This window comes from Spiroplasma endosymbiont of Phyllotreta cruciferae (genome assembly GCF_918697755.1).
The window spans coordinates 242,840-268,423 of sequence record NZ_OU953854.1; the positions used below are offsets into that span (position 1 = coordinate 242,840).

Annotated in this window: 34 protein-coding genes and 7 pseudogenes; 30 read left to right on the forward strand and 11 right to left on the reverse strand. The window is 26.0% G+C overall.

The features are described from left to right. The 4 genes and pseudogenes from NL276_RS01510 to NL276_RS05090 form a co-directional block, all read left to right on the forward strand. The coding region (locus NL276_RS01510; RefSeq protein WP_253301695.1) for an FAD-dependent oxidoreductase at positions 1–318 on the forward strand (318 nt) is incomplete at its 5' end. Next, the gene (locus NL276_RS01515; RefSeq protein ID WP_253301696.1) at positions 303–611 is read left to right on the forward strand and encodes an FAD-dependent oxidoreductase; all 309 of its coding nucleotides are present in this window, start codon (positions 303–305) and stop codon (positions 609–611) included. The genes NL276_RS01510 and NL276_RS01515, both read left to right, overlap by 16 nt. Positions 612–707: 96 nt before the next feature. Beyond that, positions 708–911: a hypothetical protein gene (locus NL276_RS01520; protein WP_253301697.1), complete on the forward strand. Its 204-nt coding sequence runs from the start codon at positions 708–710 to the stop codon at positions 909–911. Between the two features lie 60 nt (positions 912–971). After that, a pseudogene (locus NL276_RS05090) lies at positions 972–2,392 on the forward strand (NADP-dependent glyceraldehyde-3-phosphate dehydrogenase). Positions 2,393–2,462: 70 nt separating this feature from the next. On the opposite strand, the gene NL276_RS01540 reads toward NL276_RS05090, so the two are convergent. The 3 genes and pseudogenes from NL276_RS01540 to NL276_RS01545 form a co-directional block, all read right to left on the reverse strand. Beyond that, positions 2,463–3,014: a DDE-type integrase/transposase/recombinase gene (locus NL276_RS01540; RefSeq protein WP_253301039.1), complete on the reverse strand. Its 552-nt coding sequence runs from the start codon at positions 3,012–3,014 to the stop codon at positions 2,463–2,465. A gap of 12 nt (positions 3,015–3,026) precedes the next feature. Continuing rightward, positions 3,027–3,347 (reverse strand): annotated as a pseudogene (locus NL276_RS05095) (IS3 family transposase); the annotation flags it as partial. Then, positions 3,314–3,577 carry a transposase family protein gene (locus tag NL276_RS01545; protein ID WP_253301010.1) on the reverse strand — a complete coding sequence of 88 codons (264 nt, stop codon included), beginning with the start codon at positions 3,575–3,577 and terminating at the stop codon, positions 3,314–3,316. The gene NL276_RS01545 and the pseudogene NL276_RS05095, both read right to left, overlap by 34 nt. Positions 3,578–3,720: 143 nt before the next feature. On the opposite strand from NL276_RS01545, the gene NL276_RS01550 reads away from it, so the two are divergent. The 16 genes and pseudogenes from NL276_RS01550 to NL276_RS01625 all read left to right on the forward strand — a co-directional run bounded on the left by NL276_RS01550 (position 3,721) and on the right by NL276_RS01625 (position 15,671). After that, positions 3,721–3,909 carry a hypothetical protein gene (locus NL276_RS01550; RefSeq protein WP_253301700.1) on the forward strand — a complete coding sequence of 63 codons (189 nt, stop codon included), beginning with the start codon at positions 3,721–3,723 and terminating at the stop codon, positions 3,907–3,909. A 168-nt stretch (positions 3,910–4,077) separates the two neighbouring features. Next, positions 4,078–4,521 carry a peroxiredoxin gene (locus NL276_RS01555; protein ID WP_253301701.1) on the forward strand — a complete coding sequence of 148 codons (444 nt, stop codon included), beginning with the start codon at positions 4,078–4,080 and terminating at the stop codon, positions 4,519–4,521. A 316-nt stretch (positions 4,522–4,837) separates the two neighbouring features. After that, positions 4,838–6,280: an MATE family efflux transporter gene (locus tag NL276_RS01560; protein ID WP_253301702.1), complete on the forward strand. Its 1,443-nt coding sequence runs from the start codon at positions 4,838–4,840 to the stop codon at positions 6,278–6,280. Between the two features lie 95 nt (positions 6,281–6,375). Continuing rightward, complete coding sequence (locus NL276_RS01565; protein ID WP_253301703.1) at positions 6,376–7,980, forward strand: MATE family efflux transporter; 1,605 nt, start codon at positions 6,376–6,378, stop codon at positions 7,978–7,980. A 112-nt stretch (positions 7,981–8,092) separates the two neighbouring features. After that, positions 8,093–9,223 carry a hypothetical protein gene (locus tag NL276_RS01570; RefSeq protein WP_253301704.1) on the forward strand — a complete coding sequence of 377 codons (1,131 nt, stop codon included), beginning with the start codon at positions 8,093–8,095 and terminating at the stop codon, positions 9,221–9,223. 69 nt (positions 9,224–9,292) lie between these two features. Further along, entirely contained in the window at positions 9,293–9,418 is a 126-nt protein-coding gene (locus NL276_RS04965) for a hypothetical protein (RefSeq protein WP_256468776.1), read from the forward strand. Between the two features lie 20 nt (positions 9,419–9,438). Beyond that, entirely contained in the window at positions 9,439–9,588 is a 150-nt protein-coding gene (locus NL276_RS01575; protein ID WP_253301705.1) for a hypothetical protein, read from the forward strand. Positions 9,589–9,695: 107 nt separating this feature from the next. Next, positions 9,696–9,845 carry a hypothetical protein gene (locus tag NL276_RS01580; protein WP_253301631.1) on the forward strand — a complete coding sequence of 50 codons (150 nt, stop codon included), beginning with the start codon at positions 9,696–9,698 and terminating at the stop codon, positions 9,843–9,845. Continuing rightward, the gene (locus NL276_RS01585) at positions 9,845–10,096 is read left to right on the forward strand and encodes a hypothetical protein (RefSeq protein WP_253301706.1); all 252 of its coding nucleotides are present in this window, start codon (positions 9,845–9,847) and stop codon (positions 10,094–10,096) included. The genes NL276_RS01580 and NL276_RS01585 overlap by 1 nt, the downstream gene beginning before the upstream one ends. 649 nt (positions 10,097–10,745) lie before the next feature. Further along, complete coding sequence (locus NL276_RS01590) at positions 10,746–11,183, forward strand: DUF3627 domain-containing protein (protein ID WP_253301707.1); 438 nt, start codon at positions 10,746–10,748, stop codon at positions 11,181–11,183. Positions 11,184–11,336: 153 nt separating this feature from the next. Continuing rightward, positions 11,337–11,540, forward strand: coding sequence for a DUF2649 family protein (locus NL276_RS01595; RefSeq protein WP_253301708.1), 204 nt, complete (start codon positions 11,337–11,339; stop codon positions 11,538–11,540). Next, positions 11,540–12,554, forward strand: a pseudogene (locus NL276_RS05100) (hypothetical protein). Before NL276_RS01595 ends, NL276_RS05100 begins: the two are co-directional and overlap by 1 nt. Next, positions 12,547–12,903 (forward strand): hypothetical protein, encoded by a 357-nt coding sequence (locus NL276_RS01610; RefSeq protein ID WP_253301711.1) that lies wholly within the window; start codon positions 12,547–12,549, stop codon positions 12,901–12,903. The pseudogene NL276_RS05100 and the gene NL276_RS01610 overlap by 8 nt, the downstream one beginning before the upstream one ends. Positions 12,904–12,926: 23 nt before the next feature. After that, positions 12,927–13,163 (forward strand): hypothetical protein, encoded by a 237-nt coding sequence (locus NL276_RS01615; protein WP_253301712.1) that lies wholly within the window; start codon positions 12,927–12,929, stop codon positions 13,161–13,163. 11 nt (positions 13,164–13,174) lie between these two features. After that, positions 13,175–13,477: a hypothetical protein gene (locus NL276_RS01620; protein ID WP_253301713.1), complete on the forward strand. Its 303-nt coding sequence runs from the start codon at positions 13,175–13,177 to the stop codon at positions 13,475–13,477. Then, positions 13,470–15,671, forward strand: a complete 2,202-nt coding sequence (locus tag NL276_RS01625) for a spiroplasma phage ORF1-like family protein (protein ID WP_253301714.1) — start codon at positions 13,470–13,472, stop codon at positions 15,669–15,671. Before NL276_RS01620 ends, NL276_RS01625 begins: the two co-directional genes overlap by 8 nt. Before the next feature lie 54 nt (positions 15,672–15,725). Here NL276_RS01625 and NL276_RS01630 read toward each other — a convergent pair whose 3' ends face one another. The 4 genes and pseudogenes from NL276_RS01630 to NL276_RS01640 form a co-directional block, all read right to left on the reverse strand. Next, the gene (locus tag NL276_RS01630) at positions 15,726–16,277 is read right to left on the reverse strand and encodes a DDE-type integrase/transposase/recombinase (RefSeq protein WP_253301039.1); all 552 of its coding nucleotides are present in this window, start codon (positions 16,275–16,277) and stop codon (positions 15,726–15,728) included. Between the two features lie 12 nt (positions 16,278–16,289). Beyond that, positions 16,290–16,610 (reverse strand): annotated as a pseudogene (locus NL276_RS05105) (IS3 family transposase); the annotation flags it as partial. After that, the gene (locus NL276_RS01635) at positions 16,577–16,840 is read right to left on the reverse strand and encodes a transposase family protein (protein ID WP_253301010.1); all 264 of its coding nucleotides are present in this window, start codon (positions 16,838–16,840) and stop codon (positions 16,577–16,579) included. The pseudogene NL276_RS05105 and the gene NL276_RS01635, both read right to left, overlap by 34 nt. Positions 16,841–17,187: 347 nt before the next feature. After that, positions 17,188–17,352, reverse strand: coding sequence for a lipoprotein (locus NL276_RS01640; RefSeq protein WP_253301715.1), 165 nt, complete (start codon positions 17,350–17,352; stop codon positions 17,188–17,190). A 119-nt stretch (positions 17,353–17,471) separates the two neighbouring features. Between NL276_RS01640 and NL276_RS01645 the strand changes: the two genes are divergently transcribed. From NL276_RS01645 to NL276_RS01660, 4 genes are all read left to right on the forward strand, one after another. Further along, the gene (locus tag NL276_RS01645; RefSeq protein WP_253301716.1) at positions 17,472–18,455 is read left to right on the forward strand and encodes an IS30 family transposase; all 984 of its coding nucleotides are present in this window, start codon (positions 17,472–17,474) and stop codon (positions 18,453–18,455) included. 284 nt (positions 18,456–18,739) lie between these two features. Then, a complete protein-coding gene (locus NL276_RS01650; RefSeq protein WP_253301717.1) occupies positions 18,740–19,306 on the forward strand; it encodes a hypothetical protein in 567 nt (188 codons plus the stop codon). Next, the gene (locus NL276_RS01655) at positions 19,279–19,695 is read left to right on the forward strand and encodes a hypothetical protein (protein WP_253301718.1); all 417 of its coding nucleotides are present in this window, start codon (positions 19,279–19,281) and stop codon (positions 19,693–19,695) included. The genes NL276_RS01650 and NL276_RS01655 overlap by 28 nt, the downstream gene beginning before the upstream one ends. Positions 19,696–19,842: 147 nt before the next feature. Then, complete coding sequence (locus tag NL276_RS01660; RefSeq protein WP_253301719.1) at positions 19,843–20,202, forward strand: hypothetical protein; 360 nt, start codon at positions 19,843–19,845, stop codon at positions 20,200–20,202. A 381-nt stretch (positions 20,203–20,583) separates the two neighbouring features. Here NL276_RS01660 and NL276_RS01665 read toward each other — a convergent pair whose 3' ends face one another. Then, entirely contained in the window at positions 20,584–20,754 is a 171-nt protein-coding gene (locus tag NL276_RS01665; RefSeq protein WP_253301720.1) for a hypothetical protein, read from the reverse strand. Between the two features lie 142 nt (positions 20,755–20,896). Here NL276_RS01665 and thyA point away from each other — a divergent pair. The 6 genes and pseudogenes from thyA (at position 20,897) to NL276_RS01700 (ending at position 24,377) form a co-directional block, all read left to right on the forward strand. Beyond that, a pseudogene (gene thyA / locus NL276_RS01670) lies at positions 20,897–21,766 on the forward strand (thymidylate synthase). Beyond that, positions 21,766–22,041 (forward strand): dihydrofolate reductase, encoded by a 276-nt coding sequence (locus NL276_RS01675; RefSeq protein ID WP_253301721.1) that lies wholly within the window; start codon positions 21,766–21,768, stop codon positions 22,039–22,041. Before thyA ends, NL276_RS01675 begins: the two are co-directional and overlap by 1 nt. Before the next feature lie 208 nt (positions 22,042–22,249). Next, entirely contained in the window at positions 22,250–22,531 is a 282-nt protein-coding gene (locus NL276_RS01680; protein WP_253301722.1) for a lysophospholipid acyltransferase family protein, read from the forward strand. Positions 22,532–22,543: 12 nt separating this feature from the next. Then, the gene (locus NL276_RS01685) at positions 22,544–22,939 is read left to right on the forward strand and encodes a lysophospholipid acyltransferase family protein (protein ID WP_253301723.1); all 396 of its coding nucleotides are present in this window, start codon (positions 22,544–22,546) and stop codon (positions 22,937–22,939) included. Then, positions 22,908–23,048 (forward strand): hypothetical protein, encoded by a 141-nt coding sequence (locus tag NL276_RS01690; RefSeq protein WP_253301724.1) that lies wholly within the window; start codon positions 22,908–22,910, stop codon positions 23,046–23,048. Before NL276_RS01685 ends, NL276_RS01690 begins: the two co-directional genes overlap by 32 nt. A 15-nt stretch (positions 23,049–23,063) precedes the next feature. Further along, positions 23,064–24,377, forward strand: a pseudogene (locus NL276_RS01700) (thymidine phosphorylase). A gap of 59 nt (positions 24,378–24,436) precedes the next feature. Here NL276_RS01700 and NL276_RS01710 read toward each other — a convergent pair. The 3 genes and pseudogenes from NL276_RS01710 to NL276_RS01715 all read right to left on the reverse strand — a co-directional run bounded on the left by NL276_RS01710 (position 24,437) and on the right by NL276_RS01715 (position 25,551). Beyond that, the gene (locus NL276_RS01710) at positions 24,437–24,988 is read right to left on the reverse strand and encodes a DDE-type integrase/transposase/recombinase (RefSeq protein ID WP_253301728.1); all 552 of its coding nucleotides are present in this window, start codon (positions 24,986–24,988) and stop codon (positions 24,437–24,439) included. Between the two features lie 12 nt (positions 24,989–25,000). Next, positions 25,001–25,321, reverse strand: a pseudogene (locus tag NL276_RS05110) (IS3 family transposase); the annotation flags it as partial. Further along, the gene (locus NL276_RS01715) at positions 25,288–25,551 is read right to left on the reverse strand and encodes a transposase family protein (protein ID WP_253301010.1); all 264 of its coding nucleotides are present in this window, start codon (positions 25,549–25,551) and stop codon (positions 25,288–25,290) included. The pseudogene NL276_RS05110 and the gene NL276_RS01715, both read right to left, overlap by 34 nt. Between the last annotated feature and the right edge of the window lie 33 nt (positions 25,552–25,584).

Here is a 25,584-nt window from a genome sequence, read left to right on the forward strand (position 1 = left end):
ACAAGTTTACAAAATGAGATTCAACAGTTATTATGAAGAGAATACTTTTATTTTTATGATGCAGCAGCACCAGTTATTACAAAAGAAAGTATTGATTTTCAGAAGGTTTATTATAAGTCGCGCTATGATAAAGGTGAAAGTAAAGATTATATTAATTGCCCCCTGACAAAAACAGAATTTGAAATGTGAGTGCAAGAATTAATTACGGCTGAAACAGTTGCTTTGCGTGAATTTGAAAAAGAAATTTATTTTGAAGGATGTATGCCAATCGAAGTGATGGCAAAGCGGGGGGTTAAATCATATTGTTTAGACCATTAAAACCAGTTGGTTTAGAAAAACCAAATGGCGAACGACCATATGCTGTAATCCAATTACGCCAAGATGATGCAGTTGATACTTTATATAATGTCGTAGGATTTCAAACTAATTTAAAATTTCCAGAACAAAAACGTCTTCTTGCAATGGTTCCGGGATTAGAAAATGCTAATATTGTTTGCTATGGTGTTATTCATAAAAATAATTTTATTAATTTACCAGTGTTATTGAATCAATTTTTACAATTAAAATCACAGCAAAATATTTTTTTTGCTGGTCAGATTACGGGGGTTTAAGGTTACGTTGAATCAGCGGCAACCGGGATTATTAGTGCTCTTAATATTGCAAATTTTTTAAACAACAAAGCAATGTTAACTTTTCCTCCCAAAACAATGATGGGTGCATTAGTTAAGTATATTATTAATGCTTCACCAACTAATTTTCAACCAATGAAAGCTAACTTTGGGATCGTGCCTAGTCTTGAACAGCATTTTAAAGAAAAGGCCGATAAATACTTAGCATATAGTGATCGGGCTTTAACAGAATTAGCCAATTTTATTAAAAACAATCGGTTAAATGATGAAATTAACTTTTAATAATTTTAAAAAAGCATAAATAGAAGTAGAATGATATGAAAAGAAAAGAGGCAGTGAAAAATGAACTTAGAATTAAATGCATTAATTGATGGCGAATTAATGAATAATGGTGATTGGTTAGAAATAATTTCACCAATTGATAATAAACCTTATGGTTGTGTTCCAGCTTTAAAAGAAAAAGAAATTAATAAGGCTTTTCAGACATCACGACAAGCACAAAAAAAATGAGCAAAAATTAACTTTGTTTGAACGAATAGTTACTTACGAAAATGAGCAGAATTATTGTTAACTCATAAAACAGAGTTGGCAAAAATTATGGCTCATGAAGTTGGAAAAAGTTTGAAAGATGGTCAAGTTGAAGTTGAACGAAGTATTGAATATATTGATTATACAATTGAAGAAGCAAAACGAGTTTTTCCAGAAACTTTAACTGGAGATGGTTGAAATGTCAAAAATAAACTTGGAATTTTTTCACGTGTTCCTAAGGGTGTAGTCTTAGCAATTTTCACCATTTAATTATCCTGTTAACTTAAGTATTGCTAAAATTGCTCCAAGTTTAATTGTTGGAAATAGCGTGGTCTTTAAACCAGCAACAAATGGCAGTTTAACTGGATTATATATGGCAAAGTTAGCACATGAAGTTGGTTTTCCGAAAGGAGTTATTAATGTTGTAACGGGCCGTGGCCGTGATATTGGGGACTTATTAGTTTTAAATCCAGAAATTGATGTAATTTCTTTTACTGGCTCAGTTGCTGTTGGGAATCACATTCGTAAATTAGGACGTGGGAAAGATTTATTTTTAGAATTAGGTGGAAAAGACCCGGCCTTAGTATTAAAAGATGCTGATTTAACTAAAACAGTGAAAGAAATTATTGGAGGGGCTTATTCTTATTCGGGGCAGCGTTGTACAGCAATTAAGCGTGTTTTAGTTGATGAAGCAATTGCTGATGAATTAGTTGCCTTATTGAAAACAGAAGTCAGTAAGTTAGAGATGGGTTCACCATTAGAAAACAAGGCAATTATTCCAGTAATTGATATTAAGGCTGCTGAATTTGTTCAAGGATTAATTGATGATGCTTTGGCCAAAAAAGCATCTTTAGTTGTTGGAAATCATCGAAAAGATAATTTACTTAGTGCAACTTTAATTGACCATGTTACAGCAGATATGCGATTAGCTTGAGAAGAACCATTCGGACCTGTTTTACCAATTATTCGTTGTAAAAAATGTTGAAGAAATGATTATGCTAGCAAATAAATCAAACTTTAAATTACAAGCATGTATTTTTACTAATGATATTAATACTGCTTTTAAAATTGCTGGTGAATTAGAAACAGGAACTGTTAATATTAATGGTCGAACACAACGTGGCCCTGATTCATTCCCATTTTTAGGGATTCATGATTCAGGACAAGGAGTGCAGGGCATTCGTGAAACTATTAATTCTGTTACTCGTTTTAAAGGGTTAGTAATTAATTACTAAAGTAATTTTAAAGAACATTTTTTCATTTTAGACTGCACCCATTTTAGTAAGTACTAATAAAAAGTATTTACTATTTTTTTATTATATCTTTTTCTTTACGATTTGAATATCATGTATTTCATTTTATAACATCTTGTATATATTCTTCATGTGAATTATATATTTTATTATGGATTGTAGCTTTCTTAAGTAATGAATGAAAACTTTCTATAACAATATTATCTGCACAGTGGTAATTTTTCCCCATTGAAATTATAATACCGTTAGATACACATTTATCGAGATAAATAGCGGATGTGTATTGATATCCGTGGTCTGAATGAATTATTATTCCATTCAGATCTTTTTTTATTAATTTTATTTTATTAATTGCATCATTTAAATTATCTATTACTAATTTATTGTCATTATATTTAGATCACTTTACATCAACTATTTCTTTAGTATATCCATCAATAATTGTTGATTGATAATATTTTTCTCTTTTTCAAATTAAATATGTTACATCAGTATATAGCACTGAAAACCTTGTTTTTATATCATTGAATTTACGATTAATTAAATCAGGATATTGCAATAAACTTTTTTCTTTATTCTGTTTATATTTCATTTTTCTTCTCATTTTTCTTACATATTCAGGTTGTATTTGATTATAACGCATAATCCTTAAAACTTTTTTTGAATTATATTTTATATCATAATCTTCTTTTAAATATTTAGTAATTCTTCGATATCCAAATTGTTTTAAATTTTCTTCATAGACTTTTACAATATCATTTATTGCTTCTTTATCTTTTTTGCTACTGTCATAATTTTTATATTTATCTCAATAACTACGTTTTAACCCCGTTACTTCTAATAATAATTTTATTGAATATTCATGACAATTTTGTTTAATAAAAGAGACGATTCTTAGTTTGCTTAATTGTAAAAGTCATGGAGCTTTTTTAATAATTCATACCTTGTTTTATAATATTCTAAATCTCTTTTACCAAAAGAGATTTTAGGTCCTTTATGATTGTTTAATTTTCCTTTTTTATGATTTGCTCATCAAGATTCTACTGTATTTGCATTTAGATTATATTGTTTTGCTACTACTCAACAACTTTTTTGTTTAATTTCCTCAATGATTTTTGTTCTAAATTCTGATGTATATTTGTTATATTTTTGACCTTTTCTTGCCATATAAAATGCACCTCCTTTAAAAGTTTAGCAAAGTCTTTTTTTACTTTACTTACTTTTTGGGGTGCACTCTATTTTATTCTTTTTTTATGATATATTATACTTGTAAAGTAGGGGGAGAATAATATTGAAAAAAAGAGGAACAAATGTCCTTACGCGAAGAAAAAATTGAGCAATCACTAAATGAACTAATGTTAACAGTTCAAGATGTCAATTTAGATCTTAGTGAATTACAAGAGTGAGCGAGTTTAAATAATAGTGCCGTTGTTGATGATTATGAAAATATTACCGACCAAATAAAAAATATTGAAAAAGAGATTTGTGAATTAGAATAAAGTTTGATATCACTGAAATTTGGTTATATTTGATATTTTTAGATTTAAAACTATCATTTAATATTTTAAAAAAATAAATTAGAAGTAACAAAATATTTAATAGAACTTTTTAAAAGACAGTAAATCAATTATTATTGTCTTTAGTAATGTGTGGGGAGGATATCTTAAATGAATTTAAATCAAGAAAAATTTTTATTTACTGATGGAAAGGAACATCTAATTTCTGATTTTCAAAAAGAAAAGGGTTATATCTTTTATTTTTTTTCAAAAGCAACAACAACGGGTTGTACGTTAGAAACGGTTGCTTATAATCGTTATTATCAAAAATTCTTAACGGCAGGTTATAATGTTATTGGTATTAGCCGGGATAATTTAAAAAAACAAACCAAATTCCAACAAGATCATGCTGTTGAATTTCCAATGATTTGTGATGTTGATGAGAAACTATGTAAAATGTTTAATGTCTTAAAACAAAAGAAAATGTTTAATAATGTTTATATGGGGATTGAACGTAGTACTTTCTTGTTAAACAATGATTTTGTAATTATTGAAGAATTACGAAAAGTAGCGCCAGTTGAACACATTAAAACCGTTTTATCAAGCGTATTGTAATCAACTAGGTATTTATATTTAGGATATATATTAACTAACAATCTCAACAACAGATGATTAGCCCAATTGTAAGAATTTAATTTATTATTAATAGCTAAATTATATTTTACTTATAAAAATAGAAAGAACAATGAGGAAACATAATGGAAGAAAAATTAATAATGACAAAAAATGAACATAAGTTACGTTATGCTAAACCATGATCTGCAATTTGGTATTTTTGTGGTCCAATGGTTTTAATTATGGTTAGGTTATTCAAGGGTTATATAATATTATTGATAAAAATATGGCCCAAAATTTTACAAGCTCAGATATTATGAAGCGTTTTAATATTGATGAGCATACAGCAAATAATTTAGTAAATATTACAACTGGTTATACAATGACTGCATTTTATACTTTATTTGCTTTTGCAGCATTATTTGGTGGTGTTGGAGCATCAATTGTCTTTTCAATGGAATATGGGCGACGTAATATTGCTCAAATGCGACGAATTGTTGGGAACATGGTTGGTTTACAAATTGTTTTATCAATTCTTGTTGCCTTAGTATTATTCTTTTTGATGAATGAACATTTTGGAGCATTATTAGTAAAAGCTCAAATGAATGGGGGAATGTCAGGATTAGCGCAAAGTCGCTATATTACTTTATCGTGAGAATATTCACGAGTGTTCATTTTATGTGCGCCACTGTTGTTTTTATCATTTGCTTTACCAATTTTTCTTCGAACAGAGGAGAAAGTATTTATTGTTTTAATAATGCAAATTATTTCAATTCCGATTAATGTTTTATTTTCGTTTATTTTTGCAAAATTAGCACATTTGCAAATGTCGGGGGTAATGATGGGAAGTATGATGGCGTGGATTTTTAATATTGTATTTTCTGATTGTGTTATTATTTTTTCGAAGAATTCATATTGTAAATTTAGTTGAAAAGAAATGTTATGATCTCGCGAAATTATTAAACGGTCATTTCCAATTGGAATTGGTGCCTTCTTTCTTAATTTTGCTATGGCAATTCAAGTTTTAATATCAACGGTTTTAGTAGTGCATTTGCCAGGTCAAGATGATGTTTTAATTACTGTTAATGATCAAAAAGTATCGGCAACTTCAGCTGGAATTTATATTTGTCAGTTAGTCTACTCAACCGTTTCGCTGTTTATTGTTATTTTCACTTCAGCTGGTGTTGGTTTGGCTCAAGGGGCAACCGCTATTTGTGCTTATGCTTTTGGGACAAAAAAATATAAACGAATTGAACGAATTATTTTTAGAGTTGCAATTCTGGAATTAGCATGGTTTACTTTTGTTTTTCTACTAATTTTAGTATTTGCTGATAAAATGATGTTAATTTATAACTTTCCGCAAGAACTCGTTAGCCATTATCGTTGATATACTGTTTTGGCATTTTCAACTTATATTTTTGCATCAGTAACTTATACTTCAATGGCCCCATATTCAGCGATTGGAAAATCAACGCAAACTCTAATTTGTTCAATGTTACGTTCATTAATTGTTATGGTTCCATTATCATTTATTGGTTATGGGATTAGTTTATTAACTGGCAACAATATTGATTACTTTATCATAATTGGATTAAACGATTTAATTTGTGCTTTTATTATTGGTCCAATGTTAATCTCAAATTGACGGAAAAATAAAACAAAATTAATTGATCATCCTGATGATTTTGAACAACAAAATCGTAATAATTTACAAGATAATGTTGTTGATAAAATTTCGTTAGAAAGTGATATTAAATAAAAAATGATTTAATATCACTTTATTTTTTCTAGTAATGTTTTTGAAAATACGATAAAATTAATAGTAAAGGAATTTACAGAAGGGAACAGCTGTTAATGAACAATAATGTTTTTTCAAAAAATGAGATTAAGTTGCGTTATGATAATTTATGAAAAATAATTTTTGTTTTTTCATTGCCAACTGTTTTTGTGATGGCAATTTCAGCTTCCTATCCGATTTTAGATAAACTAATTGCTTTAACGTTTGTAACTCCTAATGTTTTTCATTATCAACCATATTTAGATTGATATAAAGAAAATATTAACAACAATAATGGCGTTTTAACTTATGAAGGGGCAAAGATCTTTGTTAATTTAGCAACCCATTTTTCAGGTCAAATTTATAACCTCCTTATATCTTTTGCTGTTTTAATTGCAATTGGAACATCAATTACTTTTGCAATTAAGTATGGACAAAATAATAAACAACAAACGCAATCTTTAGCGGGAAATGCCTTAACAATTACAATTTTATTTTCAATTGTTGCGGCATTTTTTGTCTTCTGTTTAGTCTTTCCTAAATGAGATAATATTATGATTTTTATTCAATTAAGTAAAAAAGGGTCATGAATTACACAAGATTTGACTTGACGTTATGTCTTTCCAATGTTACTAGTAACCCCTTTAATGTTTGTTAGTTATTTACTATTAACTTTATTACGTACTGATGGGAATGGACGGATTGCAGTTTATATTACGATTGGATCGATTTTAGTTAATGTTTGTTCTTCAATCATATTAGTTAAGTATGCTAATTTGTTGTTAGAAGGAACAGTCTTTGGTACTATTATTTCATGAATTTTTATTATTGTTGTTTCACTAATTTGTATTTATTGAAACAACGATTCATATTTGCGATTTCATTGAAAAGACTTGTTTTATTTTCGAAAATCAACTGTAAAAGAAATTTTTCGATTAGGATTTTCATCATTTATTAATAATTTAGGTATTGTTTTGGTTTCTATTTTATCATCAACAATTATGTCATATTTGCCGGGACAATTTGATGAAAAACAAAGAAGTGGTTTATCAGCCTTCCAGTTATTTAATAGTGCAATGACGCCATGAGTTGCTTTTTTTACAGCAATTGCGTTAGGGATTGCGCAAGGAATTAAAACAATTATTGGATATAATTATGGGGCAAAGAAATACTTGCGGATGTACCAAACCTGTTGATATGGATTAATTATCATTGGAAGTTGATTGTTTTTTGTGCTTTTATTATTTATTGGTATTGGACCACAATTATTAATGACTTTTGCTTTTCCATCATCGCTAGTTGAGCAATATCGGTGAACATCAGTGTTAATGCTAATGAGTTACCCGTGTGCTGCTATTTCTTTTACGGGTGTTTCGTTATTTCAGGGGATTAATAATGCCTGAAAGGCAGCATTATGTTCTGCGTTCCGAACGCTTATTGTATTGCCAATTTTTATGTTAGTGGGAGCCTTTATTGTTCGTGGTTTAACTGATGGAACAACAAAAAATAATATTTATTATTTCCTTATGTTGGGTTTTAATGACTTAATTTCGGGGTGTATTGTGGGTATTATTTTATATGTATTCTGGCATAAAAACCGTCATAGTATTTTTAATGAAGTAAATAAAAGGGATCAAGAATATTTACGAAATAAAACCCGTCAAGATAAAAATAAAATATAATAATTATATACTTTTCTTTTATTTTTGACAATAATTTTATTTATTTTTTTGCAAATTTATAGTATAATATACTTATCAAACAAAGTGGGTATATTAAAGTGGGGGGTATCACATGAATAATAGTGGAATAAAAACTACTGAAGGAACAGACAATCATTCGATTTCTTTTGGACCTAACAATAGTACACCTAGTGATAGTTTATTTAATCAAATACCTCCGTTAACACCATTGTCAAAGCCAATTAAGGTTCCATTAGACAAAGATGGTTTTAAATCGGGGCCTAATCCAGCTTTTAATCCATCATATATTTCACAATCATTAGGAATTAATGGAACAACATTGCAAGAACAATATAACAAACCAATTTATCAACCAATCATATATCAACCATATGTAATGCCAGTTGTGAATAATAATCCTAATTTGGGAATGAATCAGTATGGAATGATGCCACAATATCCGGGGGTGATGGGGCATTCACAAATACTACAATTTCCAGGGATGATGTGATATCCACAAGTACCGCAATTTCCAGGAATGATAATGGGATATCCGCCATTGTCAGGACCAGATTTAACACAGCAATATCCACCAATGCCACAACAAACGCCTCAGGAAGCTAATCATTCAGGAGTAGGAAATCAAGGGTACGATGATGGTTCTCATTTCGCAATTATGAATACAGATTTAATGAAGCAACATCATAAAAACAGCGGTGATTTTGGTGGTTTCAATGACGATTTTGATGATGATATTGCACCATTTTCAAAAAATAACAATAATGACTTTGGTTCAGCGCCATTCACAAATCCTGATTTTAATCAAAATAATAATTTTGGTTCAGCTCCAGGTTTTAATACTGAAAATAATTTCGGACAATTAAATCCAAATTTTGGGCCAACAAATGATTTTAATGATCAAGGCCAAAGTTTTGGACCAACGCCAGACTTTAATGCTGCGCCTAGTTTTAATTCGCCATCTGATTTTAATCCAACCCCAGAATTTAATCCAAATAATGCGGTCTTGGGGAAAAATGATCCAGTTAAAATGCCGTTTGCACAAGGTAATAATCTTAATCAAACAATGAATAATTCAAATCTTGAGGGATATGAAGAAGATTCACAAAAACGAAGATTACCAATATGAGCAATAGTGTTAATTGTTATCTTGACTATTTTAATTGTTGCAGTAGTAGCGATTGTTATGTTGTACTTTTTGACCCCTGATTTTAAAAAAACATAAAAACAAGGAATTATTCCTTGTTTTTATGTTTTTTATTATGTAAATTGTAAAAATGATGAAAATAAATATGTGACAAATAAATTGGAACATATTACACATAGTAAAGACTATTTAAAACCATATAATTTAATGATTGACTTTAATTGTATTCCAATTTTAAAAACATATTTAAAAAAAGCAAAGAACCTTTTATAAATTGGCATCGTGTAAGTGAAGTGCAACAAATCAACTCAGAAAGGGGTTGATTTTTTATTGAAAAGAAGCATTATTTTATTTTACTGTCCTTAGTAATTAAGTATGTAAAAAATAATGTTATTAATATGGTAAATAATATTGTAATTAATAATGTAAAAGAAGATGAATAAATTATCCGCGTAATTTATTAGCGGTAATTTATTCAATATTGTTTATTTTGAGCGTAGCGAACACGCTGAGCGTGCCGCGAAATTAAATTTTTAGGAGGAATTAAGTTATGCCGGGTTGATTAACGACAATATTTAGTGTTGTTATTATATTGGGTATTTTTGCTTGAATTGGTTTATTGATTTATCAAAAAATTCGTCAAATTCGAGGAAAGAAAAAAGATAAAAAAGAAATTGAAAGTAAGGAGGATAAAAAATAATGCTAGGGATGTATTTAACAACAGCAATTAATTTTTTAGCAGATAGTAATACTCCTACTATTTCAGATGGAATGGGTTCTATTTGAAGTGGATTGGGACAAGCAATGATGAAAGTTAAAGAAGCAATTTATGCTGTATTACCACAATTAATGACTTTTTTAGGTGATGCGTGAATTATTTTAATTCCATTTGGTATTTTTGTTATCATTAAGATTTTAAACTTTTTCCGTGTTATGGTTAAAGGATTTTAATATTTATTATAACTAATTATTTGTATTAGTTAAGGCACACTAGTTTATTTATATTTTATTAATTTATTATTTTATATAACTATTACTTTAAAACTTAATAGTATTTTTCAGTGTGCCAATTTTTATCATTTTTATATTTAACAATGTTAATAACATTGTTTATTAAACATTAGATAAACAATATATTATCATTATGTATACCATTGTTAATAATCAGTGTTTTTATCAATAAATAAGCAATATATAAACATTAAATATAACATTGTTTATTAAACAGATATTTAGTTAGGAGATTATATTATGGATATAAAATTTAAAACAACTAAGGAATATAAAAAATTAAAGAGAGATTTTATTATTAAAAATTTTGGTTTTGATTTTGGTTTTTGTTATTTTTTATTTTTAATTAATCTTATTGCAATTATTGTAGGTTTTATTTTGTTTTCAAATAGAGAAATAATGGTTGGTATTTTAATTCTTTCTTTATTTTTAATTTTTATATTTATTATTTTATTTTTTGTAATTGAAGAGCATATATCATAAATTAAGGAATATAAAGTTATGGTGTTAAAGAAACAATTGTTACCGTTAGAAAATATAATTGGAGAATTAGGAGAAGGTAAAATTCTAAGAGGAGGAGTTGATAAAATTGAGTAATTTTGTTAAGAAAAATCAGAATGTAGAAAATTATTTTATTCGTAAAGAGTTGATGGTTTTTGAAACAGATAAAGCAAGTTTTATAAATTTACCTAATCATAATCGTCACATTGGTTTTTGATTGAGTAATAAATTTATTTATCCTAGTGAAAAACACTCAGAACAAGTAGCTATTGGTTTGATTTATGATAATTCTTATCTTATTGTAAAATATGATGAAAATTTAAAATGACATATTTGAAAGTATTTAACTGGAACAGAAATAATTAATTTGTATAATCAATATAAACAAAATTATTTTACACAAATGAAAAAAGCAATATTTCCTGGTGAACCTCAAAAAGTAAAAACAAATAACAATAATAATTTAACAAATTGAAGTGATGAAAAAGTGCAACAATTAATCAATGATTTAGAAAGTTTAAATTAAATGAGTTTATATGACTATTGAGTTCAATTTGTTAGTTATATTATTGGTTCAAATGTTCCTGAATTTTTATATGTCATATCATTTGTATTATTTATTGTTTTATTTTTTGGTATGTTTTTTAAAATCATTCAAAAAATATGAAGCTTTTAAATTATGACAAAAGATTGAGAAAAATTAAAAGAGTTTTTTATTCATGTATTTTTGTTTATTGACAAATCTAACGTTGAAAGTATTACAACTTGGAATTTGACTCAAAATGAATATTTAACTCTTATGATTGGTGTTTGAATTGTGATTTTATTTTTAACATGGTTTTTATTGTGAATGGTTTTTAAAATAGTTAGTTGTTTTAAATAATGAAAAAAATTGTATTTTTTTTAAAAAATTATTGTTATATTAGTGGTTCAATGATTTTGTTTAGTTTAATTGATTTATTATTTTGAATTATTTCTTTAAATTATACAGGTTTAGTTTTTTGATTATTATTTGTTTTACAATGTGTTTATTTCGCATGGTGATTATGAAAAAACATTTTTTATCAATTAAATGCTTTTCGGTTAGTAAATTTTGTTTGAGATAATCCTTTATCAGTTATTATTTGTAAGTTAGGAACTGGTAAAACATTACTTTTAACTTATTTGTCAGAAACAATGAAGTTATTAACAGATAAGATTTATAGTAACTATCCATTAGAAGATGATAAAGTTAAAGTTTTAACATTTAAAAATTTAGATTTTACTGATTGAACAAAACCAGTTCACCCTGATGACAGTTTAATTTTGTTTGATGAAAGTTTTTTATATATTGACGGAACTAGTCCTCACGATGAAAAAATAACTCATGGGGGAAAAATTACTTGAATAGTCTTGGCCAGACATTTTGGACATCGTGCTTTATTTACAGCTCAACGTGAGGGTATGATTTGAAATAATATCCGACAATTAGCAAGTGGTATTATTATTCCAATTTCACTGAAAAAACCTATTGCTAAAAAAGGATTTAATTTTTTTTAATCGTTTCTTTATTATGATAATTGGCATTTTCCAAGATATTACTGATTATGAAATTTGAAAAACCGAGTCTGTTAAAAGAACTGCTGAGGGTAAACGTGCAAAACATAGGACTGATGTTGGATTAGGAATTCGGTTTTTTAAGATAATTATTCAATTATAAATTTCCCAAAAGTATGAAAGTAAATGATTATCATTTGTTCGTGATATAAAAAATGATGATGTTCCTATTACTAAAGAATATTTTTGAACACAACTTAAAGATTTAACAATAAAAGAACGTTTAGATTTATTAGATATTGATATTTTGAAGAAAAATTTAAAACCTAAAAAAGAAAAAGGAAGTGATAAGAATGATTAATTTATTAGCTGAAAATAATGGTAATTGAGACAAGATTTTTAGTTTTATTTTTGATGTGATTTGAAATACTAAATTGCCAATGACAAATACAAAGATTGCTTATTTTATCATCTTTTTTATGGTTATTAAGTTATCTATTTATGCAATACATGGTACATCAACACAATATAATGAATTAGGTTCAACTGTTCAAAATAGTACATCAAAATTATATTCAACAACAGCCCGTGGCGTTTTTGATACTAAACAAGGTATGCAAAAACATTTTAAAGAGCGTAAACAATTTAAAATTAATCGTAATAAACAACAATTATCAAGTTTAGCAAAACAAGCAAAAACAAGAGAATAAGGATATAGGAGAGTGCATAAATAATGATTAGATTAGTTTTATTAGTTGCAGCAATCGCTATTTTTGGTACTGGTTTTATTACTGTAATTATTAATAAATTAACATCAGCAAAAAATATTATTATGGATTTGTATAATTCAGACACTTTTTTACTTTCTTTATTTGGCAAAATGGCAATTTTGTTTAGTCATCTGTTAATGTTAACAATATCAAGTTTATATATTGTTGGGTTTATTGTTTCAAAAACATTGTATAGTTAGGAGTTGAATTTATGGATAATAAAAATGAAAAGAAACAAAAAGAAAATGGTTTATTTATTTCTTGGGTTGATTTAATTTTGTATCTTGTTATAAGTTTTTCGTTAACCCTTATATGTGTATTGGATACAGTTTCAACTATTGATGAATTAAAAGAAAAATATGCTGGTATAAATGATTATATAATTTATGGTTTATGATTTGATATATTATGATATATTTTAGTAATTCATTATTTTTATGGTTATTTATTTAATCAAATTATCAAATTAATAAAAGAAAATAAAAAAGATAAGGTGGTAAAGAATAATGCGTAAGTTATTATCTTTATTTGCCATATCTATTTTAGGTATTTTAAGTTTAGTGATTCCTTTTATCACTTTAACCGCTTTTAAACCTTTAAATCAACAAAATTATAACATTGAACAGCAAGCAACAGGAATAAATGAAACGGATTTTATTAATACAATGTTTTTACGCAGTAGTTTCTTTGAAAATTGGTCTGAAACAAATTACTTTATTAATCCAACTTTAAAAACATCACAATCATTAACTTATAATGATAAATGATATTTAGATTTTTTAAAGGATAGTTATTCAACGGGAATTTCATTTGATAAGCCTAGTTATGAGTTTATGGATTTGTATAAAAATTGAGATACTTATGCTAAACAATATAATATTGATAAGTTCTATGAAGTTGATAAAAAACAATTTTTAAAAGAATTAACAAATTTTTCTTATTCTTTTGCAAATAAATACAATTTAGCAGCAATATTAAATAAATTAAAAGCAAATATAAATAATTTACAAACAGTTAATTTAATTGAAGATAATTGAAAGTTAATTACTGATTATAGTTCGTTTGAACAAAATATTGATAGTCATTGATATTTTGTTATATGAAAAAATCAAAATAAAGAATGAAAAATTGTAAAGTTTAAACACAATATAAGCGGTGTAAGAAAAATTGGCGAAGTAATTTATATACATAGCATAAAATTTTATGCTGCTAACAGTGATTTAAATGGTATTTATCGTTGAGATGGATTAAATGAACCTGAAATACCAGAAATTAATAATAATACGGGTAAAATATTGGATTGAAATATTAATAATCAAAATAAAGTAAAAGATTTTTTAAATAAGTATTTAGATATTATTATTCAAGAAAATATTAGAATTCAGCAAGGTGGTAATCCAAACTATGATGATCTAAATTTAGGCAGTCAAAGAATAATTTTTGATTTTGAAATTATTAATAATTTAGATAAGTCTGATACTGGTACGATTTTAACTAAAAAATCAATTTATCGGATGATTTTAACGATTGATGAGAATAAAAATATTGTTGCAGGTAGTTTAGAGTTAACACATCTTAAACAATATTGAAATGGATATGATTATAATAGTTATCGGTATACTGATTATTTAGGGTTTTTATTTTCTTTTATGAAAGATAAAGAAAACACATTTTATTTTAGTGCTGAAACTTATAATTATTATCAGGGCAATTCTCCCAATACTGGTAAAGAAGTTTTTGAACAGATGAAAGTTCAAATTGCGATTAATAAATTTTTAAAAGCATTTTTTGCACACGCTTTGGTACCTGTATTTCAAAATCGTAGTAATTTTATTGAAAGTGGATATATTGATAGTTTACAGTATGACACTGTTTTAATTAACTTTTTTGGTTTAAAGTTAGTTAATTTTAGAGATGTTTTAATTGATGAAAATAAAACTAATAAAAATCAATTTGAAAAATTATTAAATAGTATGTTTACTGTTTCACAAAATTTTTATAAGGATTATTTACGAACCATTTTTGATTTAGAAAATAATACTTATGTGCAAGGATATAATAAAAAATATGGTTTATTAGCAAATAATGGTTTTAAAATTTACCCACGATATTTTTATTTTTCAGATAAATATAATCAATTAGATATTAAATTGTATTCAGCATTTAAAAATCGGTTTTATAACACTAACTATGGTAATGTATTTAATTATGATTTTTCAGTTGCAAATAATTATAATATTAATCAGAATGAGGGTTGTGTTTTTGAAGATGCTTTAAAAGATAAATATGGTTTAAAATATAAAAAAATTGAAGAACAAAAAATCGGTTATAATGTTTTTGAACTACAAGCACAAAAAGAAAATGACATGTATCGTTATTATGATTTTAATTTTGGAATTTATAACTGACAAGAAATAAACAATGGTGGATTGTTTCCTGATGGACAATGATGACAAGCCCAATATGAAAGTTGTAGTTGATATAATTTAGCGTGTCATATAAAAAATGCTGCAATTTGAGTTGTAAATAATATTCCAGGTGTAAAACAAGTTAATGAATTAGCAAGTGGTGTTGGTAAAATATTTCAAACAATATATAGTTTTTTTAGTCAAACATTTGAGGTATGAAAATTTAGTCCAGCATTATACAACACAATAACAAATATATTCCTATTAATTATATTTATGAAATTTGTGCGATTAATATAAAAAGGACTTGTTTAGACTGCACCCATTTTAGTAAGTACTAATAAAAAGTATTTACTATTTTTTTATTATATCTTTTTCTTTACGATTTGAATATCATGTATTTCATTTTATAACATCTTGTATATATTCTTCATGTGAATTATATATTTTATTATGGATTGTAGCTTTCTTAAGTAATGAATGAAAACTTTCTATAACAATATTATCTGCACAGTGGTAATTTTTCCCCATTGAAATTATAATACCGTTAGATACACATTTATCGAGATAAATAGCGGATGTGTATTGATATCCGTGGTCTGAATGAATTATTATTCCATTCAGATCTTTTTTTATTAATTTTATTTTATTAATTGCATCATTTAAATTATCTATTACTAATTTATTGTCATTATATTTAGATCACTTTACATCAACTATTTCTTTAGTATATCCATCAATAATTGTTGATTGATAATATTTTTCTCTTTTTCAAATTAAATATGTTACATCAGTATATAGCACTGAAAACCTTGTTTTTATATCATTGAATTTACGATTAATTAAATCAGGATATTGCAATAAACTTTTTTCTTTATTCTGTTTATATTTCATTTTTCTTCTCATTTTTCTTACATATTCAGGTTGTATTTGATTATAACGCATAATCCTTAAAACTTTTTTTGAATTATATTTTATATCATAATCTTCTTTTAAATATTTAGTAATTCTTCGATATCCAAATTGTTTTAAATTTTCTTCATAGACTTTTACAATATCATTTATTGCTTCTTTATCTTTTTTGCTACTGTCATAATTTTTATATTTATCTCAATAACTACGTTTTAACCCCGTTACTTCTAATAATAATTTTATTGAATATTCATGACAATTTTGTTTAATAAAAGAGACGATTCTTAGTTTGCTTAATTGTAAAAGTCATGGAGCTTTTTTAATAATTCATACCTTGTTTTATAATATTCTAAATCTCTTTTACCAAAAGAGATTTTAGGTCCTTTATGATTGTTTAATTTTCCTTTTTTATGATTTGCTCATCAAGATTCTACTGTATTTGCATTTAGATTATATTGTTTTGCTACTACTCAACAACTTTTTTGTTTAATTTCCTCAATGATTTTTGTTCTAAATTCTGATGTATATTTGTTATATTTTTGACCTTTTCTTGCCATATAAAATGCACCTCCTTTAAAAGTTTAGCAAAGTCTTTTTTTACTTTACTTACTTTTTGGGGTGCACTCTAGTTAGTCCTTTTATTCTTTTTAATCTGTAACTTTATCATTATTATTAATTTCTGGTATTTCAGGTTCATTTAATCCATCTCAACGATAAAGACCATTTAAATCACCGTTAGCAGCATAAAATTTTATGCTATGTATATAAATTACTTCGCCAATTTCTCTTACACCGCTTATATTGTGTTTAAACTTTACAATTTTTCATTCTTTATTTTGATTTTTTCATATAACAAAATATCAATGACTATCAATATTTTGTTCAAACGAACTATAATTAGTAATTAACTTTCAATTACTATTTTCTGGTGGTTGTTGTTCTGGTTTTTCTGGTTCTGGTTTATTACCCCCCCGTTTTCATTGTTATTTGGTTTTTCACAAGCAATTAAACTTGTTGTACTTGTTGCTGTTAATCCGATTGCTCCTAAAATACTAAGTATTTTTTTCATATTTTACTCCTCCTTTATTAAAATTACTTGAATGCTATAATTGGTTTTATCATATATCAATAATGTATTAAATAATTTTAATATTAAATTTATAAATTAATGAAAGGTATATAAATGTTATGTATAGTCATTTAAGTTTTATTGATAAGGTTAAATTGGAAAAATTAATATTATCAAAATTATTCTTAAAAAAGAATGGTGAAATAAATATTGCACAGATTGCTAAATGTTTAAACAGACATCGTAGTACTATTTTGCGAGAAATTAAGCGTTTTAAAACTATTAATGAATATAGTGCTTATAAGAGTGCTTATAAGTCAGATAAAATGTATTATGAAAAAAGAAAAAAGAATAATAAAAGATATAAGTTTACAAAAGAACAATTAAATTTTATTAAAATAAGATTTAATAAATACCACGATACACCCGAACAATTGATTTATCGTTATTTCTTGGAGTTTGGTGTTAAATTTCCTGCTTGTGTTAAAACATTGTATAAATGAATTCGCTTAGGTGAATTTGGATTAAAAAAAGAAAATTTACCTCATCGTGGTAAAAAATATAAAACTAAAGGAAAACCCGATAATCGTGGTAAATTAATTAATTTTAAATCAATATGAGATATTGAGAATAAAGAGACTGATGTTGTTTGATTTGAAATGGATACCGTAGTTGGAAAAGACCATCAATCTAGTAATTTGGTTTTAGTTGAACAAAATAGTAAAAGTTATTTTGTTATGAAATTAAAAAATCATACTGCTAATGAAGTTGTGGAAAAGTTTAAAGATATTGTTATAAATAATAATTTATTTGGGAAAATTAAAGGAATAATAACTGATAGAGGAAAAGAATTTAGTAAATGAAGAGAATTAGAAATATTTGCTGAAACACAAGTTTATTTTTGCGACCCTTGTAAACCACAACAAAAACCATTAATTGAATATATGAATTATGAACTTAGAGAATGATATCCTAAGGGAACTGATTTTAATAATGTTAGTCAACAAAAAATAGATTGAGTAGTTAATGTTATAAATGAAAAATTAAGGCCTGTTCTTAATTGAAGAACTTCCAAAGAAGTATTTTTAGAGAATTTTAGATAAGTTTATTTGAAGTAATTTAATAAATTATTTTTTAGTGTGCTTAATTTTCCTTAAAATAAAATAAAAACTATAAATATTTTGATTTTTAAAAATTTATAATTGATTTTTTATGATTTTTATTGTATTATTTTATTAACTAAAATTTGTTGCATTTCATTTACATAATTCCATTTAATTGAAAAATTTATTGTATTTGCATTTACAATTTATGATTTAAAAAATAATTTTCAGTTTGATTATGTTATTATTTTAAAATAATACAATGTAAGAAGGAAATAAATGAAATGAGAAAAGTATTAAATCTATTAAGTGTATTAACCATCAGCGGAACAGCAATGCCAAATGTTATTGCCACAAGCAATTATGAAAGAAATGTGAATACAGGAAATTTAAATAGGATTAGGAAAAATGCTAATGAATTAAATAATAAAAAAATTCCCCGAGAAATTTTTATTGGAAATATTGAACTTAATAATGAAATAAATATTATTCAAGGATTAATTGCAATTAATCATTCAATTTTTTCAAGACCAGAATTTACTCAAAATATTGTGTTTGAAAGAATTTTTAGAGATCATGAAATAATTTATATAAATCCAAGTATTAGATTAGATGAAAATATTAACAATGTAAATCAATTTGTAATTTATTTTACTTCAAACAGATTTGCATTTTCTTCTGTTGTTCCAAATCGAAATTTGGGAGAAATTAATAATAATTACGAATATACTATTCTGCAAAATTTACAAAGACTTAATCCAAATATAGCTCATCAAAATTTGTGAATAGAGGTAACTGATGTATTTTTGAAAGTTCTGCATTATTGAGAACAACAAATCGGAATAGTATAGATTTTTTAGTTTCTTTTCAAACAAATAGTCATATCTTAGATTCAATTGTAGAAGTAACAGACTTGGGTGAAATATCTGATAACGATGAAGAAACCATTTTAAGACACCCGCTAGAATTAAATCCCACCCTTCGAAGGGGTGATATAAATAGAATTGAAAATATTACAAATAATAGTGCAATTATATATGGTAATATTCAGCAGATTAATGTTCCAACAATAACAAATGATGATTTGTGAAGACCACCTTTTGAAAATGAAGAAGATCATACTTATTATCAAAACTTTAATGATATTATAGAAGTTTTTTTTACATTAAATCATGTTTATCAAACATTAAAATCTAAATTAGAACCTAATAAAAGTTTTCTTCATAGAAATACAGCATAGAACCAAGAAAAACAAATTGGGAAACCAACATTATCAAATAATAATAATTTAAAGATAAATTGAAATATTACTGGACCAATAACAGATGATAAAAAAGTATGAGAAAAAACAATAAATTTAATTAAATGATCATACTATACTAGTAGTTTGCAAGAATTTAAAGAAAAATATGAACATATTAAATTTAATGATGTCTTTGCATATGCAGGTGGACAGGGGACAACAATAAGCAAAGAAAACATAAATATTAATTTTAATACAAAAGCCATAGATGATACGAAAATATATAAAAAGGAAAATTATACATCTATTATAAAACATGATTTTATTAATTATGTTCCTATCCCTTTCATAAATTATGTAGAACAATCTGCACACCCATATATTCATGTTTTATTCTTTGGGGGAGAATATTTAAAAGCAACAATAATTTCATATACTTATTCTTGAATGGCTATATGTCATGTCTGAACAAAACTAAAAATTGGGAAAGTTGAATTTTATTAATAAAAAGAGCATATGCTCTTTTTATTTTATTTGCTGTTTCAAATTTCGTAGGTGTACTGTGATGGATAAGCACCAATATTATTTATATTAATAAAAAAAGTCTAGATAAGTGTTAAATCTAGACTTTTTATGCATTATTTAAATTTGAAAGGTTATATTTGAAAAAATTATTTTGTTATATATTTTAGGTCGTTAATTTATTTTGCTTGTATTATTTTATAATACTTGTGGTGGTCAAGTATTCTTTTTAACTTTAAAAAATCAAACAACAAAACCTAATAACACTAAGACAACATTTTGATTTGGTTTTGAAAAACAATTAATTTTTCGAATAATTTGTTTATTATATTGGCAATTATTTTCTTCGTTGATTAAAGCAACTTATGTTTCACTAATAACATTTTCTTGGTGAATTGAATTAGTTAAAATATAGGCATAATCAAATTCTGTCTCATTTTCATATTTACTACGTAAAGGATTAAAGGTTCCAGGAATAAATAAACTTAATGAAAACTTAATTTTTTTAATAATATGTTTTAAAAATTTATTCATTGCTATTTACTTCTTAAATGATTATTCATATGATAACACAAAAAAATAATATTTTTAATATTTTTTTTATTTTTTTCGATGATTTTATTTTGAAATAAGGTAAGATTTAAGTATTGAAAAATAGAAAACATGGTGAAAATTAATGGAACAATATCTTAAGATGTCGCGCTTTATTTTAGAACACGGTCAAGAAAAAGATGATCGAACAAATATTAGTACAATTTCTTATTTTGGTTATCAAATGCGTTTTAATTTACAAGAAGGTTTTCCGTTATTAACAACGAAAAAGATTCATTTTAAATCATTTGTTTATGAATTATTATGATTCATTAAAGGTGATACTAATATTAAATATTTAGTGGATAATAATGTTCGAATTTGAAATGAATGGCCGTACGAGAAATATAAAGCATCGTCACAATATCAAAATGAATCATTAAATGAATTTGTGGAAAAAATTAAAACTGATGCTACTTTTGCCGCTGCTTTTGGTAATTTAGGACCTGTATATGGGAAACAATGACAAAATTTTAATGGTGTTGATCAGTTAGCGATTTTGTTAGATAATTTAAAAACTAATCCATATTCACGTCGCCATATTGTTAGTGCTTGGAATCCAGCTGAAATTAAAAAAATGGCGTTGCCACCATGTCATACTTTAATGCAATTTTATGTTTCAAAAGATAATAAATTAAGTTGTCAATTGTATCAACGTAGTGCTGATGTTTTTTTAGGTGTTCCTTTTAATATTGCAAGTTATTCGTTGTTAACTCATTTAATTGCGCAAGTTTCAGGATTATAAGTTGGTGATTTTGTTTACACATTAGGAGATTGCTATATTTATAAAAACCATTTTACACAAGTTAATGAACAGTTAACAAGAACACCGCGCAAATTACCAACATTAAAATTAAATCCAACAATTAATTCTTTATTTGATTTTGTTTATGAGGATATTACCCTTGAAAATTATGACCAAGCCTCATTAATTAAAGAAGTTGCTGCTGTCTAATGATTAAGTTATTATGATCAATGGATGAGAATAATTTAATTGGGAAAAATAATCATTTACCGTGACATTTAAAAGAGGAGTTACAACATTTTAAAAGAACAACAGTTGGACAAACAATATTATTTGGTCGTTTAACTTACGAAGGAATTGGTGGGCCACTCCCAAATCGAAAAATATTAGTTTTAACAACGAAAAAAGATTATATTATTAATAATCCTGATGTTAAAGTAGTAAAAAACTTGAATGATATTATTAACACTTATCAACAGAATTAAACAGATGATATTTATATTTGTGGAGGAAAAAAAAATTTATGAAGCAACATTACCGTATGCTGATGAATTAATTATTAGTTATATCAAAGGAAAATATGGGGGGATACTTATTTTCCGGCATTTGATTTAACACAATTTATCTTAATTAAAACCACTGAATTAGAGCAATTTGTAATAAAATATTATAAGAGAAAGGAACAAAATTAATATGTTAAATATTTGAAAAATTATTCTTACATGACCACGATTTTTACGAACAATTACGAAAGCAAAAAGCATTAGTAAAAAAATTAAACGAGATCCAAATATTATTTCTGAAGAATATCGTTACCATTGGTTGCAAAAACGAGCACGTTATATGTTATGAGTATACGATGTTAAAATAATTGTTCATGATCGTGACAATTGAATTGATAAAGGTTGTTTAATGGTGGCTAATCATCAATCAAATGTTGATCCCAGCCTTATTATTTGTTTTAAATGATTTTAATAAAACAGCACCATGTGCTTTTATTGCCAAAAAGAATTAGCAAATGATAAGACATTTAAAAACTTTTTAACATTAATTGATGTTTTATTTTTAGACCGCGATAATCCACGGCAAGCTTTAGAGTTAATGAAAGAAGCTAATTATTTAATTCGTGTACCAAGAACAATGGTTGTTTTTCCAGAAGGAACTCGTAGTCGTAATCAAGAAATGGGAGAATTTCATGCGGGTAGTTTTAAGATTGCTCAGAAAGCACATGCACCAATTATTCCGGTTTCAATAATTAATTCTCATTTAATTTTTAACAAGGAATATAAAAAGAAGGGGAAAAAATATGTTCATATTGTTTTCCATAAGCCAATCAAACCCAGATACTTTTATGACAAAGCCAACAGAGTTAATTGCGAATAATGTAAAACAAATTATTCAAAAAGGGATTGAACAATACCGTGATGTTGATAACAAAAAAGCTTATTTAGAATATAAAGCTTCATTAAAGAAAAAAAAACACGTAAAGTAAAAGGAACAAGTAATTATGAATAATATTTTAGCTTTAATTGATAAAAAGAAACATGGTCAGGAATTAACTCGTGAAGAAATTAATTTTATTGTCGAAGGTTATACGACAGGATTAATTCCCGATTATCAAATGTCAGCTTTTTTAATGACAATTTATTTTCAAACGATGTCTATTTCTGAATTTCATTTTTAACAGAAGCGATGATTAATTCGGGTGAAATTTATGATCTATCATCAATTTCGGGGTTTAAGGTTGATAAACATTCTTCTGGTGGGGTTGGCGATAAAGTTAGTTTAATTTATGCACCATTAGTTGCTGCTTTTGGTTTGAAAGTTGCCAAAATGTCTGGTCGTGGTTTGGGACAAACTGGTGGGACAATTGATAAATTAGAGAGTATACCAGGTTTTAGGGTTGAAATTTCTTTTTCTGAATTTGTTAAAATTATTAATCAAACAAATTTATCAATTATGTCACAATCTACTAATATTGTTCCAGCTGATAAGAAAATTTATGCTTTACGCGATGTTACAGCAACAGTTGATTCTTTGCCATTAGTTGCGGCAAGTATTATGTGTAAAAAAATTGCAACAGGAAGTGATTGCATTGTCTTAGATGTTAAGTGCGGAAGTGGAGCTTTTATGAAAACAATTTCAGAAGCACGAAAATTAGCTCAAATTATGGTTGAATTAGGAATTAAATTTAATAAGAAAATTGCAGCAGAGATCACTAATATGTCACAACCATTAGGAAGTGCGATTGGTAATGTAATTGAAATCTATGAAGTTTTGCAAACATTAAAAGGGGGAGGACCTGATGATTTAAACTATATTGTGTGTGAATCAGCAGCCTTAAGTTTATGCCAAGCCGGTTTGTTTCCGGATTTAGCATCAGCTGTTACTGCTTGTCAAGAAAAAATGCAAACTGAAAAACCACTAAATTATTTTCGTGCTTTTATTAAGGCACAAGGTGGTGATTTAAGTTTTATTGATAATGATTTACCCTTAAAGGATATTTTAAAAGTAAAAAATATTATTGAAATTAAGGCAGACCAAGATGGATATATGGAAATTATTGATACAAATGAATTGGGTTTATTAGCCGTTCGCTTGGGAGCGGGTCGAACAACAAAAGATGAAGAAAATTGATTATCATGCTGGGATTTATCTTAATAAAAAAACAGGTGAACAAGTTGTCGCTGGTGATGTTGTAATGACTTTGTATACTAACCGTTATGTTACTGACCCAGTTTATGAATGAGCAAAACAAACTTTTAAAATTGTCGCCACAAAACCACGTGAGCAAGAATTAATTTATGAAATAATTCAGTAAAAAAAGTGATTTTAAATTAGACTGCACCCATTTTAGTAAGTACTAATAAAAAGTATTTACTATTTTTTTATTATATCTTTTTCTTTACGATTTGAATATCGTGTATTTCATTTTATAACATCTTGTATATATTCTTCATGTGAATTATATATTTTATTATGGATTGTAGCTTTCTTAAGTAATGAATGAAAACTTTCTATAACAATATTATCTGCACAGTGGTAATTTTTCCCCATTGAAATTATAATACCGTTAGATACACATTTATCGAGATAAATAGCGGATGTGTATTGATATCCGTGGTCTGAATGAATTATTATTCCATTCAGATCTTTTTTTATTAATTTTATTTTATTAATTGCATCATTTAAATTATCTATTACTAATTTATTGTCATTATATTTAGATCACTTTACATCAACTATTTCTTTAGTATATCCATCAATAATTGTTGATTGATAATATTTTTCTCTTTTTCAAATTAAATATGTTACATCAGTATATAGCACTGAAAACCTTGTTTTTATATCATTGAATTTACGATTAATTAAATCAGGATATTGCAATAAACTTTTTTCTTTATTCTGTTTATATTTCATTTTTCTTCTCATTTTTCTTACACATTCAGGTTGTATTTGATTATAACGCATAATCCTTAAAACTTTTTTTGAATTATATTTTATATCATAATCTTCTTTTAAATATTTAGTAATTCTTCGATATCCAAATTGTTTTAAATTTTCTTCATAGACTTTTACAATATCATTTATTGCTTCTTTATCTTTTTTGCTACTGTCATAATTTTTATATTTATCTCAATAACTACGTTTTAACCCCGTTACTTCTAATAATAATTTTATTGAATATTCATGACAATTTTGTTTAATAAAAGAGACGATTCTTAGTTTGCTTAATTGTAAAAGTCATGGAGCTTTTTTAATAATTCATACCTTGTTTTATAATATTCTAAATCTCTTTTACCAAAAGAGATTTTAGGTCCTTTATGATTGTTTAATTTTCCTTTTTTATGATTTGCTCATCAAGATTCTACTGTATTTGCATTTAGATTATATTGTTTTGCTACTACTCAACAACTTTTTTGTTTAATTTCCTCAATGATTTTTGTTCTAAATTCTGATGTATATTTGTTATATTTTTGACCTTTTCTTGCCATATAAAAATGCACCTCCTTTAAAAGTTTAGCAAA